Here is an 18,967-nt window from a genome sequence, read left to right on the forward strand (position 1 = left end):
ACGATGCTGCGCTCGCCGGAATTCGATCTGTCCCGTGTTTCGGACGCGCCGCTTCGCAGGGTTGGCGAGAAGGTCCTCGCGGGCGCGCGACTCAATGACGACGACGCGGGAGTCATGTTTCGCTCTCCCGATCTCCTCGGTCTCGGCGCACTTGCTTCGCATGTGAATGCGCTCCGTCACGGCGACGTCGTGACATTTGCCGCGAATCAACACATCAACCCGACCAACGTTTGCTACCTCAGGAAGACATGCGTTTTCTGTTCCTTCGCGCGGCTCCCCAAGGAGGACGGTGCTTACCGATACACGCTCGAGCAGGTGCTCGACGAGGCGGCTGTGGCGGGGAATGGCCTGACGAAAGAGTTCCACATCGTTGGCGGCCTCGATATGCACGCGGGCCTCGACTACTACAGCGAGATGTTCCGGGAGCTCAAGACGCGGCATCCGCAGGTTCACATCAAGGCCCTCACGGCGGTTGAGATTGCACACATCGCCCGTATCGAGAAGATGTCCATCGAGGAGGTTTTGATCGCCCTGCGCGAAGCCGGCCTCGACACTTTGCCGGGCGGGGGCGCCGAGGTATTCGGGCGCGGCGTAAGAATGGAGATAGCGGACAAGAAGCTCGCTGCCGAGGATTGGATCGCCGTCCACCGGACGGCTCATCGGCTGGGAATCAGGTCGAACTGCACGATGCTTTACGGCCACGTCGAGACGATCGAGGACCGCGTTGAGCATCTCGGAATTCTTAGATCTCTGCAGGACGAGACCGGCGGCTTCCTCGCGTACATCCCACTCGCGTACCATCCGGACAACAATGCGCTCGGCATCGAGCTGGGCCGCGAGGGCACGGCTACGACCGGGTTCGACGACCTTAGAAATCTGGCAGTGGGGCGGCTCTTCCTCGACAACTTCGAGCACGTCAAAACGCACTGGATCATGGTTACGCCTTTCCTCTCGCAGATTGCGCTCTCGTTCGGAGTCAATGATCTGGAGGGCACGGTCGTACGCGAGAAGATCTACCATGAAGCTGGCGCAACGACGGCGCAGGGACTCGGGCTCGACGATCTGCTCAAATTGATCCGCGACGCTGGGAAGATTCCGGCGGAGCGCGATTCGTTCTACAACATCCTGCGGACGTTCGACGGACCGCACGCGGCGGCGGCATGACTTTGACCATCGGCCGCATCCCGTACATCAACTGCTATCCCGTTTACGGGGCCATCGACCGCGGGCTGATCCGGATCGATGCAGACCTCGTCGATGGAGTGCCGACGGCGCTGAACGCTTTGATGGCGGCCGGGAAGCTCGACGTGAGCGTTGTCTCCGCCGTGGAGTATGCGAGGGATTCGCGTCGCTACCTCCTGCTCCCCGATCTGGCGATCTCCTGCGACGGGCCGGTGCGAAGCGTGATGCTCTTTTCGAAGCGGCCGGCGACCGAGCTGTCTCAGAGGCGCGTGCTCGTCAGCCGAAGCTCCATGACGAGTGTGGCGCTCCTGGAGCTGCTTTTCGACAACGTGTGGCACGCGCATCCGCTCTTCGTACCGACAGACGCAGAGATAAGTGATGTCGCAAGATTCGGCACCGAAGAGCACGAAGCCCGGCTCGTCATCGGCGACGCGGCACTTCTGCTGGAAAGCAGCTCCGCTGCCGAAGCGCATCGCGCCGACAAATGGTCGCAACTTGCAGCAATTCCCGATTACCCATACGCATACGACCTTGGCGACGAGTGGAAGCGGTGGACCGGACTTCCATTCGTCTTTGCCGTGTGGGTTGCGCAACGCAACGTGGCGGTGGATGCCGCGCTTGCAGCGCACGCCGGACTCATCGCATCCCGAGACTGGGGCATTGCCAATGTACGCACGCTTGCCAGACAGGCGTCGCAAGCAACGGGCGTCACCGTCGGCGCATGCGAGGAATACCTGGAAGGCCTCGACTACGGGCTGTCTTACCCGCACCTCGCGGGTCTCACGGAGTTTTATCGTCGTCTCGTCGAGAGGGGCAGCGTGCCCAATGGCACTTTGACATTCCTCCCGGCTGCGTGATGGCGCGCGACCTCCTCGACTTCTACGCCAATGCCCCGCTCGTCGAGCTGGGAATGGAGGCAGACCGCGTCCGGGAGCGACTGCATCCCGGCAACATCGTCTCGTATATCATCGATCGAAACATCAACTACACGAATGTCTGCGTAGCCGATTGCGGCTTCTGCGCTTTCTACAGGCGGCCGAAGCACGGCGAAGGCTACACGCTCTCATTCGAGCAGATCGGCGCCAAGATCGACGAAGCCAAGGCCCTCGGCGCAGTACAGATACTGATTCAGGGCGGCCACAATCCGTACATCCCGTTTCAGTGGTATCTGGATCTGATGCAGTACATCAAGCACAACCATCCGATTCACATTCACGGGTTCAGCCCGAGCGAGGTGGACTTTTTCGCAAAGCTGTTCCGGATGGAGGCGATCGACGTCATTCGCGCGCTTCGTGCCGCCGGCCTCGATTCGATCCCGGGCGGCGGAGGGGAGATTCTCGTGCAGCGAGTGCGCGACATCGTCGCGCGCAAGAAGGCCGGCGCAGACAGGTGGCTCGAGATCATGGAGCTCGCGCACGGCGAGGGAATGAAAACTTCGGTCACGATGATGTACGGCATTGGCGAGACTCTCGCCGAGCGGATGGAGCATCTGGAGCGCGTCCGTGAAGTGCAGGCGCGGACGGCCGGATTTACAGCGTTCATCTGCTGGCCGCTCCAGCCCGAGAACACGCCGACGATGTCGAATCAGCCGAAGACCGGCGCCGACGAGTATCTCCGTACTGTGGCCATCGCACGGATCGTCCTCGACAACGTTCCGAACCTGCAGTCGAGCTGGGTGACGATGGGAATGAAGATCGGGCAGATCGCGCTCCGCTTCGGATGCAACGACTTCGGGTCGTTGATGATCGAGGAGAACGTCGTGTCCGCGGCGAACACGACGCATCGAACCTCGACAGAGGAGATGGAGCGCCTCATTTCTGACGCCGGATTCAGACCCGTGCGCCGACGCCAGGACTACTCGCTCATCGAGTCCGCGGCGCATGCCGCCTGAGCGACCGCCCATCGCTCGCACCGGCATCGGCTACGATTCGCACCGCTTCGCACCCGGCCGCGCTCTCATCCTCGGCGGCGTAACAATCCCATCGGAAGTTGGTCTGGAGGGGCACTCCGACGCTGACGCGGTCGCGCATGCGGTTACTGACGCACTGCTCGGCGCTGCCTGCGAAGGCGACATCGGCACGATGTTTCCGGATACCGACCCCGCTAACAGGAACCGGGATTCTCTGGAGATGCTTTCCCTCGCCGTCGAGCGCTTGAAGAGCAAAGGATTTTTCGTCGTGCACGCCGACATCACGGTAATCGCTGAGCGTCCGCGCATCGGGCCTCATCGCGCGGCCATTCAGGAATCTCTTTCTGGTGCTCTGAGCATTTCGCCGTCCGAAATCAGCCTCAAAGCCAAGACGAATGAAGGGATGGGATGGATCGGCAGAGGCGAAGGTCTTGCGTGCATAGCGGTGGCGACGGTGGCCACGGTGGCCGAATCGACCGGGTGACGTCGCCAAAGATCTCGCGGTTGGCAGGACCAGAGAAAGAAACGGGCAAGGCCGCATGAACATCCAGTCGATCATCGATACTCTCAGCGGCATGCCGCTGCCGCTTCTGTACCTGTCCATCGCCGTCATCTCGGCGATCGAGAACATCTTTCCGCCGTTTCCCGCAGACGCCGTGGTCGCATTCGGCAGTTTCCTCGCGGCACGCGGGACGGGCGATCCTTATTCCTCATTCCTCTCTGCGTGGCTCGGCAACCTCGCCGGCGCGACGCTCACGTATTACATCGGGCGCCGATACGGGTCCGGTCCGTTTCTGCTTCGTCTCGAGAGGTGGGTCGGGCGGAACGCGGAGGTGCGCTTCATGGAGCTCTACGGGCGGTTTGGTCTTCCCGCGCTTTTCGTGAGCCGCTTCCTGCCGGCGGTGCGGTCCTTGGTGCCGCCATTGGCTGGAGCTATGAAGCTGCCGCCCATTCCGGTTGCAATTGCCGTGGCGGGTGCTTCGGGAATCTGGTTCGCGTTTCTCACCTGGGTCGCTTTCCGGGCCGGATCCGATTGGGACGCGCTTTACGCGTACATACTCCGCTCGACAAAGATGGTCGGCGGGGGGGCGGTAATCGTTCTGGCAATCCTGGTGCTGGGCATTTACCTGTGGCGACGTCGAAGGAAGCAGAAACTTGAGCCGTAGCGCGACAGTCGAGCTCTCCGATGAGCTGTCACGCGCCTTCCATCTGGAGGGCTTCCACGATTTTCTCGCCGTGGAGAAGGGGGCCTCGGCGCGCACCGACGAAGCATACCTGCGTGACCTCGCTCGGTTCGCGACGTTTGCGCGGCTGAAGGGCGCGAGTGCGCCAAGCAATGTCGGCGCAAAGACTCTCCGCGAGTACGTCTATCATCTGAAGGATCTCGGACTCGCTCCGTCATCGATTCGGCGCAACGTCTCGGCCGTTCGGAGCTACTTCCGCTTCATGCTCGATGAGGGTCATCTCGTGCGCGATCCGAGCGAGAGGCTGGAGACGCCGAAGCGTTGGCGAACGCTGCCCGAAGTCCTGACGGTGCAGGAGGTGGAGAGTCTCATCGCGGCGCCGTCGCTGGACGAGCCGCTGGCCTTTCGCGACCGGGCAATGCTCGAGCTCGCTTACGGGGCCGGGCTCAGAGTCTCGGAATGGATCACCGTGGGAGTACGCGATGTCCTGATGGACGAGCGGCTGGTCCGCGTGTTCGGCAAGGGCGGCAAGGAGCGGGTTGTTCCTATCGGTCGGAAGGCGATTGGAGCGGTCGCTATCTACACGCGCGAGCTCAGGCCAAAAATCGAGCGCGGAAAAGGGAAGGGGATTCTGTTCCTCAACTCGAAGGGAGAGCCGTTGTCGCGGATGGGAGCGTGGAAGATTCTTCGCAAGTACGTCGATCAGGCAGGCATCACGAAGCGTGTGTCTCCGCACACTCTCCGCCATTCGTTTGCAACTCACCTTCTCGAAGGTGGCGCTGACCTTCGTGCGGTGCAGGAGATGCTTGGGCATGCCGATATTTCGACAACGCAGATTTACACGCACGTCGACCGTGAATATCTGCGCACCGTTCACCGTCAATTTCATCCACGCGCGTGATACTTGTAATCGACAACTACGATTCTTTCACCTATAACCTGGTGCAGTATCTCGGGGAGCTCGGTGCAGAGCCCGTGGTTCGGCGCAACGACGAAATGACGGTCGACGACGTGGAGTCGCTGAGTCCACAGGCGATCGTGATCTCGCCAGGTCCCGGAAAACCGGCCGACGCCGGGATAACCGTGCCCCTCGTGCAGCGGTGGGGGAGCTCGATCCCCATGCTGGGTGTGTGCCTCGGTCATCAGGCAATTGCGGAGGCGTATGGCGGCAACGTGGTACCTGCACCGCGGCTGATGCATGGGAAGACATCCTCGATTCTGCACGAGCGTAAAGCACTGTTTCACGGCATGCCTTCGCCGTTACAGGTAATGCGCTATCATTCTCTCATCGTCGAGCGCGAGTCGCTGCCGGGGAGCCTCGAGGTGATTGCCTGGAGTGAGGATGACCATTCCGAGATCCATGCCGTGCGGCATCTGGAGCATCCAGTCTGGGGCGTTCAGTTCCATCCAGAATCGGTGATGACCGACCACGGCAAGGACCTTATCAAAAACTTTCTTTCACTGGCAGGATGATCCACTCCAAATTGCGCACCCGCATTACCAAGCCGCTGTTTTTCGCCGCGGCTTTTGCATTGGCGGCCCCGCTGGCAGCGCAGGGGACCACGCCGGGCCAGGCCGCAGACACGAGTTACGTCGAGTACCGCGAGAGTCCGATATCGCTCCCCCAGGGAATTGGCGTCCGCGTTCCGATGTACAATCGAGTCGATGGTCTCGTAATCCCGTGGGGCCCCTTGATCTCGCTTGCGAACGACCGCATTCGCGTCGACCCAACGGTTACGTATCGCTCGCACATCGGGAAGTTCGACCCGTTCGTCAGAGTTCAGATTGCTCCGATGGCTGGAACGCGGGTCGAGATCGCGGGCGGCCGAGGGACGTTCACCAATGATGCATGGATTCGATCAGATCTTGTGAACTCCCTCGCCGCGCTTGCGGTGGGCAGCGACGCCAGGAACTATTTTCGGGCCGATCGGGGTTGGGCGACCGTCGCGCACGATTTCGTGGCGAACGCCATCGTGTTCACTCCATCGATTGGAGTGCAGACCGAGAACGACTGGTCTACCGGCTCGCCAGTGCGCCATACGAATGCACCGTGGAGCCTGCTGAACGAAAGTGATTCGCTGAAGTTGCGGCGGCCCAACCCGGCCATTGTGGAGGGCCACGTCAGCTCGATACTTGGCAGGTTGAAGACGGATTATGAGCGGGAGGACGTAAAGGCGAATCTCGATGTTGGAGTGGAGCACGCGTTTGACGGTCCCCCATCGTCGTACGTAAGTGGTAACCGCTCCGTGTCCAATATTGACGGCGACTTCACGCAGTTTACGATTGGAAGCAAAGCGTCCTTTCTGACGTTCGGAGAGCAGAGTTTTGCGTTTCGTGGCCACGCTCTGTTTATGGCTGGAGCGTCGGCACCTGCGCAACGGTATGGCTACCTCGGCGGAGCGGGTACGCTTGCAACGGTCGATCTTATCGCACTCGGTGGCGACAGGCTCGTGTTCGTCGAGGGTGAATACTCGATTCCTATCCCGCGGGTCCAGCTGCCACTGGTGGGCAATCCAATCGTAAGCCTCCGCTACGCCACCGGATCGGCTGGTGTGGCGGAGCTACCGGAATTCATTCAGAACATCGGAGTCGGCGCGGGAGTGCGCTTTCTGAAAGTCGAGTATCACATCGATCCGAACTACAATGAGACTCCTTTCACGCATAAAACCGCGTTCTCGGTCAGTTTGTCGCTATCGCTGTAAACTCTGACGCGCGGTTTTGTTTGCTCGTCGCGACTGAAAGGTCTATATTCAATGGCGTGACTTTTGCATCCGGCCGCGCGAATTTGGATGGTGGGTGAGGACGCTAGTGGTGATTCCGGCGCGCCTCGCAGCGGTGAGACTCCCCCGCAAACCGCTCCGCCTCCTCGCCGGCGTCCCACTCATCGTCAGAGTGTGGCAGCGCGTCTCCGCAATGAAGATCGCCGACGCTTGCGTAGTCGCTACTGACAGCGAGGAAGTAGCAGAGGCGGCGCGCGATGCCGGCGCTGAGTGCGTCATGACGAGCAGCTCGCACCAGTCCGGCACCGAGCGAGTAGCAGAAGTCGCGCGGCAGCCGGCGTTCGCGCGCTGCACGACTTTGGTGAACGTGCAGGGGGATGAGCCGTTTATCGGACGAGGCGCCGTGGACGGAGCAGCAAGAATGGTCTCGTCCGGAGCTTTTCCACTTGGAACCGCGGCTTCGCGCGCTTCGTGGGAGATCGCCGAGAATCCCAGCATCGTGAAGGTCGTTTGCGCCGACGATTCGAGGGCGATGTATTTCTCGCGCGCCGCAATACCATTTCCAAGAGATGGCGCTGGATCTGCCACAATTCAGCCGTTACAGCATATCGGAGTATACGCCTACTCGCGTGACGCTCTCGAGAAATGGGTCGCTCTTCCTCCGCACGAGCTGGAGGTAACCGAGCGACTCGAGCAGCTGAGGCCGCTTGCCGCCGGAATCCCGATGGGAGTTGCGATCGTCGACGAGCCACCGGCCGCGGGAATAGACACCGAGGACGACTTGAGCCGCGCCAATGCGCGGTGGGACGCTTTCATCGCGGGACAATAGAGCATGCAGCTGAATCCGAGTCAACAGACACGGTACATCTTCGTCACCGGAGGCGTCGTCTCGTCCCTCGGCAAGGGAATCGCTGCGGCGTCGATCGGCAGGCTGCTCGTCGAGCGCGGGATGCGCGTGACGATAATGAAGTTCGATCCATACCTGAACGTGGATCCGGGAACGATGTCTCCGTTTCAGCACGGAGAGGTGTTCGTCACCGACGACGGGGCGGAGACCGATCTGGATCTCGGACATTACGAGCGTTTCATCGACCGGTCGCTGGCTCAGGCCAACAACGTCACAACCGGCCGGATTTATCTGAACGTCATCACGAAAGAGCGGCGTGGAGAGTACTTAGGCTCGACAGTGCAAGTGATTCCTCACGTCACGGATGAGATAAAGGCCGCGATGAAGCGGCTTGCTCCGGAGAGCGACGTCGTAATCATCGAGATAGGTGGAACAGTCGGTGACATCGAGTCGCTGCCGTTCCTGGAGGCGATTCGTCAGTTTCGACACGAGATCGGTCGCGAGAACGCAATCTTCATTCACCTCACGCTCGTTCCGTTCATCGCCGCCGCCGGCGAGGTAAAAACAAAGCCTACGCAGCATTCGGTTCGAGAGCTGATGGAAATCGGAATTCAGCCCGACATACTCATCTGTCGCAGCGAGCGCGCCCTATCCGAGGAAGTGAAGCGGAAGATCGCGCTCTTCTGCAACGTCGAGTTCGGTGCAGTGGTCGAAAGCCGCGATGCGCCGACGATCTACCAGATCCCGCTCGATTTCCACGAACAGGGTCTCGATGAGCGCGTGATGTACCGCCTGGGTCTGCTCGGCCGCAAAGCGCCCGATCTCTCTCGTTGGCGGCGGATGGTTCAAAGCATTGTCGATCCCACGAGCCGGGTGAAAATCGCCGTGATCGGCAAGTACACTGAGCTCGTCGACTCGTACAAGAGCGTTCAGGAAGCGCTGATTCACGGCGGAATTGCCAACGACGTGGGCGTGGACATCTCCTGGCTGGCGAGTGACATGTTCACCGACCGCGCGCGCACTCGGGAGCTGCTGGCGGATTTTCACGGCGTTCTGGTTCCCGGTGGCTTCGGCGTACGCGGCGTTGAAGGTATGCTCGAGGCGATTCGCTACGCGCGCGAGTCAGGGCTGCCGTTCTTCGGCATCTGTCTTGGCATGCAGAGCGCGATCATCGAGTTCGCACGGAATGTGATCGGGCTCGACGACAGCCACTCCAGCGAATTCGCTCCGGAGTGCGCCGATCCGGTGATCTCACTCATGGAATCTCAGCAGCATCTGACGGATATGGGTGGAACGATGCGGCTCGGCGCCTACCCGTGCAGGCTGGGCGTCGGCACTCGCGCCGCGACCATCTATGGTGTTCCGCAGGTCAGCGAGCGGCATCGGCACCGATATGAGGTTTCCAACGCTTATCGCGACCGATTCGTCGAGCATGGTCTCACCTTGAGCGGACTGTCGCCGGACGGATCGCTTGTCGAAATCGTCGAGCTTCAGACGCACCCGTGGTTCATCGGCTGCCAGTTCCATCCAGAGCTTCAGTCCCGTCCAACCCGGCCGCATCCACTGTTCGCCAGCTTCATAGCCGCAGCGACCGAGGCCAGAAAAGCCCGCACCGAGCGGCGCCGCGCAGTGCTCGAGACAGCGGAATAGGTGGACCCGCTCTTCCCGCCGGACCGGCTGTTCGTCATCGCCGGTCCTTGTGTCGTCGAAGACGATGCGCTCAACATGCGCGTCGCCACAGAGCTGGCGCGCCTCCAGTCAGGTGTGCCGGGTGGAATCGTCTTCAAGGCGAGCTTCGACAAGGCGAACAGATCGAACGCGGACGCCGCTCGCGGCCCGGGGACAGATCGCGGTCTGGACGCGCTCGGGCGCGTGCGCGCGGAGACAGGTTTGCGCGTCCTGACCGACGTGCATCTTCCCGACCAATGCTCACGCGTCGCCGAGGTCGTGGACGCGCTGCAGATTCCGGCCTTTCTCTGCCGTCAGACTGATCTGCTGCATGCTGCGGGGGCTACTGGCAGGCCCGTCAACGTGAAGAAGGGCCAATGGCTTCATCCCGAAGCTATGCGAGGCGCTGTCGACAAGGTTCGTGGAGCACGGCCGGCCAGCGGCGCGGCCTTAGGCGTTAGCGACGAGATCGCGGTGACGGAGCGCGGGACGTTCTTCGGCTACGGCGATCTCGTCGTTGACATGCGGTCTTTCACGAGATTGCGCGAAACCTGCGAAGTACCGGTCATCTTCGACGCCACACACAGTGTTCAGCGTCCCGGCCTGGGCGCCGGCGGCTCAAGCGGCGGGACGAGGGAGTTCATTCCTCATCTCGCGATGGCTGCTGTAGCGGCAGGCGCGCAGGGGATCTTCATCGAGACCCACCCGGACCCGGACAACGCTCCGAGTGACGGGCCGAATATGTTGCCGCTCTCCGATCTCGAGCGACTTCTCGAGCGAATCGTTGGAATCTGGGAAAGGGCTCAGCCGTGAAACAGTCAGAGATCCTCGAGCGTGGGCGTCGGGTCATCCGCATGGAGAGGGAGGCGCTCGCCGAAACGGAGAAGCGACTCGGCGAAGACTTCGCGCGCGCTGTCGAGGCGCTCGCGAAATCGACCGGTCGAGCGATCGTCGCTGGAGTCGGAAAGTCCGGGCTCATCGGGAGAAAGATCGCTGCGACGCTGACCTCCACCGGCACCCCGGCAACCTTCCTTCACCCGGCAGAGAGCCTGCACGGCGACCTGGGAATCGTCGGCGCGTCCGACGTCGCAATTCTGATTTCAAAGAGCGGCGAGTCGCATGAGATGGTCGATCTTCTCGATCACCTCAAGCGCCTTGGAGTTTGCACGATCGCGATCACCGGCAACGATGGGTCGACTCTTGCCAAGCACACTGACATTCACCTGGACGGGTGGGTCAGCGAAGAAGCATGCGTCCATGATCTGGCGCCAACTACCAGCACCACGGTGGCACTGGCGCTCGGCGATGCGCTGGCGGTCGCGCTGCTCGAGCAAAAGGGGTTCAACGCCAACGATTTTGCCCGGCTCCATCCGGGCGGTGCCCTTGGCCGCAGGCTCCTGACCAAAGTGCGTGACGTAATGGTCACTGGGAAGCTCGTGCCGGCGCTTCCGGCGTCCGCGACCATGCGTGAGGCAGTGGTCCAGTTGGCGGAAAAACGCGGAATTGCCGTGATTACGGGGGAGCAAGACGACGTGCTCGGGGTTATCACTTCGGGGGACCTGACGCGTCTGATGGAGCGGGAAGAGAACGTCTTTCCGATCACGGTCACCGAGGTCATGACCGCGAAGCCGAAATTGGCTGAGGCCGACGAGCTCGCCAGCGCGGTTGTGTACCGAATGGAGCAGCACGGAATAATCTCGATGCCCGTGGTCGAGAGCGACCGCCGGCTTGTCGGCGTCGTTCATCTGCATGACCTGATGCGGGCGGGAGTGGTATGAAGCCAATGGAACTCATCGTTGCAGCAATACTGTTTGCCGCCGGCGTGCTTATCGGTTGTGACGACAAGGCGCAGCCGCCTGTGGTCGGCGGGTCGCCGCTTGTCGACTCCGCTGACCAGGTGGGATTCAAGGTTCGGTTCAAGCTGAACGATCAGGGCTTGTCACGGGCCGAGCTCGAGGCCGACACGGCCTTTTTCTTCGACGACAACACGCGGGTAGAGCTTCGCAATATCGGCCTGACGTTCTTCACTACCACCGGAGCTCGCGACGCCTATCTCACATCGCGGCGGGGAACGTACCTGAGCCGCACAGGAAACATGACCGCGCGGGACAGCGTCGTCGTCGTCACCGAGGAGGGCCGTCGCCTCGAGAGTCAGGAGCTCAAGTACGATCAGGTGGCCAATGAGATCTCGAGCGACAGCGCCTTCGTGATGACTGAGCCCGGCCGAAGCGTGGCAGGAATCGGCTTTCGATCCGATCCAAACATGCAGAACGTCCGTATCCTGAAGACGAGGAGCGGGACGACCGGCACTATCCTGCTTCCTGATCAGTGAGAACTCGCCTCACCGCGGTTCTTGGATTCGCGTGCGTTGCCGCTCCGTCGGCACTCCTGGCGCAGACGCAGCGCGAGTGCGTGCTCGACTATGAGTCGCCGACGGGAAACACACGCACTACCGCTGTCCAGCTCCCAAGCGGCAGGTACAACATTTTGCAGGGCGGTGGCGTACTGTACCGCTGCCGCGGACAGGACAATACCATCATCGCCGACAGCTCCGAGTACTTCGGCGATCAGAGTGTCCTCTATCTCATCGGACACGTCCACTATCGCGAGACGAAGGCGAACGTGGACTCCGACAAAATGACATATTACCAGCTCGAGGACCGGTTGCGCGCGGAAGGGAACGTGAATGTAGCGCTGCAGAGCGGTACCACGATGCGCGGACCAGTCGTCGACTATTACCGCTCAACTGCGTCGAGACCGCTGGCGAAGGCAGTGGCGACCGGGCATCCGACGATGAAGCTCGTCGAGCGGACCAACAGCGGGCGGCCGGCAGCGCCAGTCGACGTGGTCGCGAACCAGATCGTCTCAGAGGGAGAGAACCTCGTGTTCGCGTCGGGCGCAGTTGTGATCACACGCCCGGACGTGATAGCAAAGGGTGACTCGGCTTTTCTCGACAGCCGGCGGGAGTTCGCGCGGCTGATGCGCTCACCATCGGTCGTAAGCAAGGGAGAGAGGCCGTTCACGCTGCGTGGCGGAGTGATCGATCTGTTTTCCACCAATCGCGTTCTGCAGGAAGTGATCGCCGCCCCGGATGGTCATGCCCTCAGTCAGGATCTCGAGTTGGTTGCCGACACCGTCGATCTCAAACTGAAAGACGACAAGCTGGAGGAGGTTATCGCCTGGGGGAAAAAGCGAGCGCGAGCCATTTCGCCGGATCGCGAGATCACAGCTGATTCGATCGATGTCATCATGCCCGGGCAACGTGTGCGCGAAGTCAGAGCGGTACGCAATGCGTACGCGAGCAGCCATCCGGATACGGTTCACGTCGTCTCGACCGAGCGCGACTGGATGCGCGGGGACACCATCATCGCTCAGTTCGACAGCCTTGCAGCGAACGACACTACGACAAGGCCGCAGCCGCGGCGAATCGTGGCAACCGGGAACGCGACGTCGTTTCACCAGCTCGCCGCCGATACCCGCGTGCGCACGCTGCCCAACATCAACTACGTGAAAGGCAAAGTCATCACTGTGCTCTTCGCCAACCGGGAAGTCACGCGGGTCGAAGTGTTCGAGCAGGCGTCCGGAGTGTACATAGAGCCACTGCCTTCGGCCGTGCCGGTTACCCCGGCCGCAGGTAGCGCATCTCCCGGCGCTGGCCGCGCCACTCCGCCGGCATCGAGCGTTACTCCCGGGCGTATCCGATAATCCAGTGACGCCGTCGCAATCGTTTCCACCACGCGTGCGCGAGATCATACGGCAGCTCTCGGGTGATGAGCGCTCGATCGCCATCGCCCTCGGTGCAATTATTCACGAGGCCGACACGTCCGGCTCAGCGCCTTTCAACGCTGTGGTCATTCGGTACCGCGACGACTACCTCCGTGCGCTTCGCACCGAAGGCAGGGACGCCGAGCGCGAGGCGGGACGCCTTGGCCTCGATGAAGTGCGTAACTACTTCGCGAGCTCGATCGTTCCGCGCCTCATCGGCGACGGCGCGCTCCTGCCGCCGGCCCCAGACCCGGAGGACCCGGATGCACGACTTCGGCTCTCGGAAGCCCTATGGCGCGACGTAGGCCCCAACAAGCTCGAGGTCGCCGAAGGTTTTCTGCATGTAGGTGAGGAGGCGTCCACCGATCCGCTGCGGCAGCAGCGGCCCGCCCCGAAAGGGAGCATTCTCGAGGCTAAGGGGCTGGTGAAGTCATACCGCCGACGGGCGGTAGTCAACAATGTCGATCTCAGGCTTCAACAGGGCGAGATCGTGGGACTGCTCGGACCGAACGGAGCAGGCAAAACGACTACGTTCTACATGATCGTGGGGTTGATCGAGCCCGAGAGGGGACGCATTGTGCTCGATGACAAAGACATTACCGACATGCCGATGTATCAGCGGGCGCGTCACGGAATCGGCTATCTATCGCAGGAGCCGTCAGTCTTCCGCAAGTTATCCGTCGAGGACAACATTCTGGCGATACTGGAGACGCTGCCGCTTACGAAAGCCGAGCGGCAACGACGGCTGGAGAAGCTGCTGGACGAGCTCGGCATCAAGCGGTTGCGGAAGAACAAGGCTTACTCGCTCTCCGGGGGGGAGCGGCGGAGGCTCGAGATCACCCGTGCTCTTGTGACCGACCCGAAATTCATGATGCTCGACGAGCCGTTCGCCGGTGTTGACCCAATCGCGGTACATGACATCCAGACTATTGTCGCAGGCCTTCGGCACCGGGGAATCGGAGTTGTCATCAGCGACCACAACGTCGAGCAGACACTCGACATCGTCGACCGCGCGTATATCATGTTCGACGGTCAGGTAAAGGTTTCAGGAACAGTGCGCGATCTCGTATTCGACGACACTGTGGCCGACATCTATCTAGGCCCGACGCTGACCGCGCGTCTGCGTGACCGGTTCTCGCATTTGACCGTCGCCGGAGCAGCCTCGTGAAGCCGGGAATCAGCCAGACGACGCAGCTCCGCCAGGAGCTCAAGATCAATCCACGCCTGTACCAGGCGATGGATCTTCTCTACATGCCTTTGCTCGACCTCCAGCAGCACCTCAAGCAGGAGCTGCTTAACAATCCGTTCCTCGACCTCGTGGAAGAGGAAGAAGAGGAAGAGGAGCAGACAGAGACTGAAAACGTCGAGGAGACCGAGGAAGAGAAGCGGGGCGAGGAAATCGATTGGGAGGAGATACTGCTCGACGGCTTCGACACCGCCGGGGGGAGAAGAGAAGAGCACGAGGAGCGGGAATACTTCGAGCCGGTGACGGTCGCGACGCGCGACCTGAGCGACCACCTCCGCGATCAGGTGAGCCTGCTCGAGCTCGATCCGCGCCAGATGCTGCTCGCCGACGAGTTCATCGGCAATGTCGGCGACGATGGTTATCTGGCGTCCGCTGTCGAGGAGGTTGTTTCCTCCCTCAACGATGTCGTTACGCGTGCCGCCGAAGAGGCTGGGCGAGACACCGACGATCTTCCGCTCTATACTATAGAAGAAGCCGAGAAGATGCTGGCAACCGTGCAGAGCCTCGACCCGCCCGGAGTTGCCGCCCGCACGCTGCAGGAATGTCTGTTGCTCCAGCTCAAGGAGGCCGGCCTCCAGCAGTCGCTGCCTTATCGTCTCGTGCACGACTGCTTCGACGAGCTCATCGCTCACCGCTGGAGTGAGATCTCGAAGCGTTTCGGCATCAGCGCCGCGGACGTCCAGGGCGCAGCCGACGAGATTGCCAAGCTCGATCCAAAGCCGGGCCTGCGTTACAGCAGCGGAAGCGACAATTACATCATCCCCGATCTCATCGTCGACAAGATCGACGGCCAGTACCACGTCTTCCTGAATGACGCGAACCTGCCGCGTCTCAAGCTCAGCAAGACCTATCAGGAGATTGCGCGGGACAAGAAGAAGTTCGAAGGCGAGAACAAGGAGTTCATCTCCAACAAGCTGAACTCCGCCAACTGGATGATTCAGGCAATCGAGCAGCGGCGCCAGACGATGCTGAAGGTGATGAACTACATCGTCGACAGACAGCGTGAGTTCTTCGACAAGGGAGTGCAGCACCTGAAGCCGCTCACTCTCCGCGAGGTGGCGGAAGTGATCAACATGCACGAGTCCACGGTAAGCCGGGTGACGAACGAGAAGTTCGTGCAGACTCCCAGGGGCGTCCTGCCGCTCAAGTTCTTCTTCTCCTCCGGGCTCGCGACAACTGATGGTGAAGACGTTTCAGCGCGCGGCATCAAGGCACAGCTAGAGAAGCTGGTCCAGGAAGAGGATCCAAAACATCCGCTGACCGATCAGGCGATAGTCAATATTCTCCGCGAGAGCGGCGTTCAGATCGCGCGCCGGACTGTGGCCAAGTATCGCGATCAGCTTGGCGTTCTTTCAGCAAGGATGCGCAAGCGCGTATGACATCGGTGCGGTCGGAGACTACGCCAGTCTATACAGCTGCCCGCCGGCCGCTGGTGAGCATCCTCGTCCCCGCCAAGGACGAGGCGGAGAATCTCCCGCCATTCATGGAGCAGGCAGCAGCGGTGTTTGCGCAAAGCCCCGGCATGTACGAGGTGGTCGTTGTCGACGATGGATCGGTCGACGATACCTGGGAGGTTCTCGGGTCGCTGCAGCGCCAGTATCCGTTTCTCACGGCCGCGCGCCACCGATACAGGCGCGGAATTGCCGAAGCCCTGCGCACCGGATATCTGCACTCCCGCGGTTCGGTGCTCGTTTTTTATCCGGCGGATCTCCAGTACAAGCCGGAGGATATTCCGCGGCTCGTGGCGCCTGTGCTCGACGGCACCTCCGACATGGTCACCGGCTTCAAGGAAGGGCAGTACGAGAAGGCATTCGTATCCGGCGTCTACAATCGTCTCAGCCAGCGCCTCTTTCGCGTTCCGGTTCGCGATCTGAATTCGGTGAAGGCCTACCGAAGGGAAGTAATGGAAGCTCTTCCGGCTCGGCCGGACTGGCACCGGTACATGATCGTGATGGCCGTAGCGCAGGGATTTACGGTTTCGGAGGTTTCCGTACCGCTGTACCCTCGCTATGCGGGCAAGTCGAAGTTCGGAATCGGAAGAATTCCGATCGGCGTGCTCGACATGCTGGCGGTATGGTTCGAGCTGCGGTTTGCCAAGAAGCCGCTGCTCCTCTTCGGCATGCTCGGCGCCGCGCTGTTCGTGCTCGGTGTCCTCGTGGGAATTGCTGCTGTGCTCTGGCGAATATTTGCAGGAGAAGGCTTCCGTCCGCTGCTCAATCTGATCGAGACGTGTCTCATCCTCGGGAGCGTGCTGTTTGCTACGGGATTGATCGGAGAGCTGATCGCGGCGCAGCGCGCGGAGATGCGCGAGCTTCGCGCTCGTCTGGAGGAATTGGCGCAGGGGCGCGACACGCTGCAAAAGCCATAGCAGCGTGAACGTCCTTTTTCTGACGCACTCGTTCCCCAGAGGGTATGGGGATGCGCCGGGCTCGTTCCTGCTCCGGCTCGCTGTCGCGCTCCAGAAGCAATCAGTAAACGTCCACGTCGTTGCCCCATCGGCGGCCGGACTCTCGTCCTCGGAAGCGCTCGACGGAATCACAATCGAGCGCTTTCGCTATGCGCCACGCCGCTACGAGAAGCTCGCCTACACCGGGAACATGGCCCAGGACGTCGCATCCTCGTGGAGCGCGCGGTTCGCTCTGGTCGGGTTCCTCGGCTCGGATTTCGTTGCGGCGGTTCGCGCGCGCAGAAGCTTCGAGCCAGACGTCATTCACGCGCACTGGTGGTTTCCAAGCGGCGTGATTGGCAGCTGGCTCTCGAAAATGTCGCATCGTCCGCTCGTCACGACATTGCACGGGACTGACGTGCGTCTCGCGCGGACGGTGGCTATCAGCCGTCCGCTGTTCCGGCACGTCCTCCAGCATTCTTCCGCGGTAACGACTGTATCCAGGTGGCTCGGCGCGGAAGTCAAAGCAATGGTGCCGTCCGTTACGCCGGCAATCGCACCAATGCCGGCGGATACGGCGAGATACACTCCCGGCGGGCGGCGCGAGGATGCCCGCCTTCTTTTTATCGGTCGCTTCACGCCGCAAAAGGGTCTGGACCATCTGCTTCGCGCGCTGTCCCTCATGAAGCAACGAGCGATCCTCGACGTCGTCGGGAATGGCGGCGACAGTGCGCGGTATCGCGCTCTGGCGGACGAGCTTTCAGTCAGCGATCGCGTTGCGTGGCACGGACAGCTGAGGACCGATCAGCTCGCCGGGCTATATCGCGCGGCGACCGCACTCGTTGTCCCCTCGATCGATGAAGGACTGGGGCTAGTCGCGGTTGAGGCGCTTCTCTGCGAGACACCGGTTGTCGCATTTCAATCGGGCGGCCTGACTGACGTGATTCAGGACGGGCGCACCGGCGTGCTCGTGCCGCCGGGTGATTCAGCGGCGCTCGCATCGGCGCTCGATGACGTTATCGCCGAGCCGGAGCGGGCGCGCACGCTGGGTGCGGCGGGGAGGCTGTACGCGCTGTCGGCATTTGCGCCGGAATCGGCCGCCCAGCGCTACGCCGATATCTACAAGAAAGTAATTGACGACCAGCCGGCGTAAGCTCTTCGTCGCAGCGCAATGGATTTTCGCTGCGGCAATCGTCTGGGCAGCGGCAAATGCACTTCGAGGTCAATGGAGCGCTGCCGCAGGCAGACTTGCAACGCTTTCCCTCGACTGGACGTGGATCGCTGCGGCGACGGCAATCGTGCTGCTCACGTATGTGCTGCTGATCGACACGTGGCGCGGACTTCTGGCCGGGTGGGGAGGGTACCTGCATTTCAGCACCGCGGCGCGCATCTGGTTCATCTCGAATCTCGGGAAATATCTTCCGGGAAAAGTGTGGTCGATCGCGGCCATGAGCGTGATGGCGCGCGAGCAGGCAGTGTCGCCCGTGGCAGCCGCTGGTTCCTCGATCCTCATTCAGCTCATCACCACTGCGACAGGCATTGCCCTCGCGCTGTTCATGGGCGTGCGCGCAATCGACCAGCCGGTGCTCGCGACAATCGTCGCCGTGGCACTCGGCGCAGCAATCGCATCGCTTCCAGCCACCTTGCCTGCGCTCGCCCGCGCGGCATCTGCGCTGACAGGACGCGCGATCGAGGTGCCGCCGCTGGGGGCGGGAACACTGCTTCTCACTGTGGCCCGGTCGCTCCTGTCCTGGCTCGCTTATGGAGTGGCGTTTCAGCTCTTTGTCCGCGGAGTGCTCGGCTCGGCGGCTGGCGAGACCTCCTCGTACATCGCAGTTTATGCGGCGTCGTACATCCTCGGTTTTCTCGCGCTCTTCGCGCCGGGCGGCGTCATTGTCCGAGAGAGCGCGCTGGTTGCCGGGATGGTGCGTATGGGACTCGCAGGTCAGGCCGACGCGTTCGCGGTGGCGGTTGCGTCGCGCCTCTGGCTCACCGTCATCGAGCTGTTGCCAGGTTTCGTGTATCTGGCCCTGACGCGTCGCTCCTCCTCCAGGTAATGG

General features: G+C 61.6%; 19 protein-coding genes. All 19 read left to right on the forward strand.

From position 1 onward, the window contains the following. Nucleotides 1-3 precede the first annotated feature (3 nt). The 19 genes from mqnE (at nt 4) to VES88_06700 (ending at nt 18,964) form a co-directional block, all read left to right on the forward strand. Complete coding sequence (gene mqnE, locus VES88_06610; GenBank protein ID HYN81156.1) at nt 4-1,164, forward strand: aminofutalosine synthase MqnE; 1,161 nt, start codon at nt 4-6, stop codon at nt 1,162-1,164. Continuing rightward, a complete protein-coding gene (locus tag VES88_06615) occupies nt 1,161-2,039 on the forward strand; it encodes a menaquinone biosynthesis protein (protein ID HYN81157.1) in 879 nt (292 codons plus the stop codon). Before mqnE ends, VES88_06615 begins: the two co-directional genes overlap by 4 nt. Further along, nucleotides 2,039-3,073, forward strand: coding sequence for a cyclic dehypoxanthinyl futalosine synthase (mqnC, locus tag VES88_06620; protein ID HYN81158.1), 1,035 nt, complete (start codon nt 2,039-2,041; stop codon nt 3,071-3,073). The genes VES88_06615 and mqnC overlap by 1 nt, the downstream gene beginning before the upstream one ends. Then, nucleotides 3,063-3,575, forward strand: coding sequence for a 2-C-methyl-D-erythritol 2,4-cyclodiphosphate synthase (gene ispF / locus VES88_06625; protein HYN81159.1), 513 nt, complete (start codon nt 3,063-3,065; stop codon nt 3,573-3,575). Before mqnC ends, ispF begins: the two co-directional genes overlap by 11 nt. Before the next feature lie 55 nt (nt 3,576-3,630). Continuing rightward, entirely contained in the window at nt 3,631-4,257 is a 627-nt protein-coding gene (locus VES88_06630; protein ID HYN81160.1) for a DedA family protein, read from the forward strand. Further along, nucleotides 4,247-5,176: a site-specific tyrosine recombinase XerD gene (xerD, locus tag VES88_06635; protein HYN81161.1), complete on the forward strand. Its 930-nt coding sequence runs from the start codon at nt 4,247-4,249 to the stop codon at nt 5,174-5,176. The genes VES88_06630 and xerD overlap by 11 nt, the downstream gene beginning before the upstream one ends. Then, nucleotides 5,173-5,748 carry an aminodeoxychorismate/anthranilate synthase component II gene (locus tag VES88_06640; GenBank protein ID HYN81162.1) on the forward strand — a complete coding sequence of 192 codons (576 nt, stop codon included), beginning with the start codon at nt 5,173-5,175 and terminating at the stop codon, nt 5,746-5,748. Before xerD ends, VES88_06640 begins: the two co-directional genes overlap by 4 nt. Continuing rightward, complete coding sequence (locus VES88_06645) at nt 5,745-6,977, forward strand: hypothetical protein (GenBank protein ID HYN81163.1); 1,233 nt, start codon at nt 5,745-5,747, stop codon at nt 6,975-6,977. The genes VES88_06640 and VES88_06645 overlap by 4 nt, the downstream gene beginning before the upstream one ends. 94 nt (nt 6,978-7,071) lie before the next feature. After that, a complete protein-coding gene (gene kdsB, locus VES88_06650) occupies nt 7,072-7,824 on the forward strand; it encodes a 3-deoxy-manno-octulosonate cytidylyltransferase (GenBank protein ID HYN81164.1) in 753 nt (250 codons plus the stop codon). Between the two features lie 3 nt (nt 7,825-7,827). Continuing rightward, nucleotides 7,828-9,492 (forward strand): CTP synthase, encoded by a 1,665-nt coding sequence (locus VES88_06655; protein HYN81165.1) that lies wholly within the window; start codon nt 7,828-7,830, stop codon nt 9,490-9,492. Then, nucleotides 9,493-10,323 carry a 3-deoxy-8-phosphooctulonate synthase gene (gene kdsA / locus VES88_06660; protein HYN81166.1) on the forward strand — a complete coding sequence of 277 codons (831 nt, stop codon included), beginning with the start codon at nt 9,493-9,495 and terminating at the stop codon, nt 10,321-10,323. Next, a complete protein-coding gene (locus VES88_06665; GenBank protein ID HYN81167.1) occupies nt 10,320-11,288 on the forward strand; it encodes a KpsF/GutQ family sugar-phosphate isomerase in 969 nt (322 codons plus the stop codon). Before kdsA ends, VES88_06665 begins: the two co-directional genes overlap by 4 nt. A 5-nt stretch (nt 11,289-11,293) precedes the next feature. Next, nucleotides 11,294-11,842, forward strand: coding sequence for an LPS export ABC transporter periplasmic protein LptC (gene lptC / locus VES88_06670; protein ID HYN81168.1), 549 nt, complete (start codon nt 11,294-11,296; stop codon nt 11,840-11,842). Then, complete coding sequence (locus tag VES88_06675; GenBank protein HYN81169.1) at nt 11,839-13,215, forward strand: hypothetical protein; 1,377 nt, start codon at nt 11,839-11,841, stop codon at nt 13,213-13,215. The genes lptC and VES88_06675 overlap by 4 nt, the downstream gene beginning before the upstream one ends. A 34-nt stretch (nt 13,216-13,249) precedes the next feature. Then, entirely contained in the window at nt 13,250-14,443 is a 1,194-nt protein-coding gene (lptB, locus tag VES88_06680; GenBank protein ID HYN81170.1) for an LPS export ABC transporter ATP-binding protein, read from the forward strand. Continuing rightward, nucleotides 14,440-15,900 carry an RNA polymerase factor sigma-54 gene (rpoN, locus tag VES88_06685; protein HYN81171.1) on the forward strand — a complete coding sequence of 487 codons (1,461 nt, stop codon included), beginning with the start codon at nt 14,440-14,442 and terminating at the stop codon, nt 15,898-15,900. Before lptB ends, rpoN begins: the two co-directional genes overlap by 4 nt. Before the next feature lie 53 nt (nt 15,901-15,953). After that, on the forward strand, nt 15,954-16,889 hold the full coding sequence (locus tag VES88_06690; protein HYN81172.1) for a glycosyltransferase family 2 protein: 936 nt from the start codon (nt 15,954-15,956) through the stop codon (nt 16,887-16,889). A 4-nt stretch (nt 16,890-16,893) separates the two neighbouring features. After that, on the forward strand, nt 16,894-18,060 hold the full coding sequence (locus VES88_06695; GenBank protein HYN81173.1) for a glycosyltransferase: 1,167 nt from the start codon (nt 16,894-16,896) through the stop codon (nt 18,058-18,060). Beyond that, complete coding sequence (locus VES88_06700; GenBank protein HYN81174.1) at nt 18,041-18,964, forward strand: hypothetical protein; 924 nt, start codon at nt 18,041-18,043, stop codon at nt 18,962-18,964. The genes VES88_06695 and VES88_06700 overlap by 20 nt, the downstream gene beginning before the upstream one ends. The last annotated feature ends 3 nt before the right edge of the window (nt 18,965-18,967 follow it).

It is taken from the genome of Gemmatimonadaceae bacterium (genome assembly GCA_035633115.1).
GTDB lineage: Bacteria > Gemmatimonadota > Gemmatimonadetes > Gemmatimonadales > Gemmatimonadaceae > UBA4720.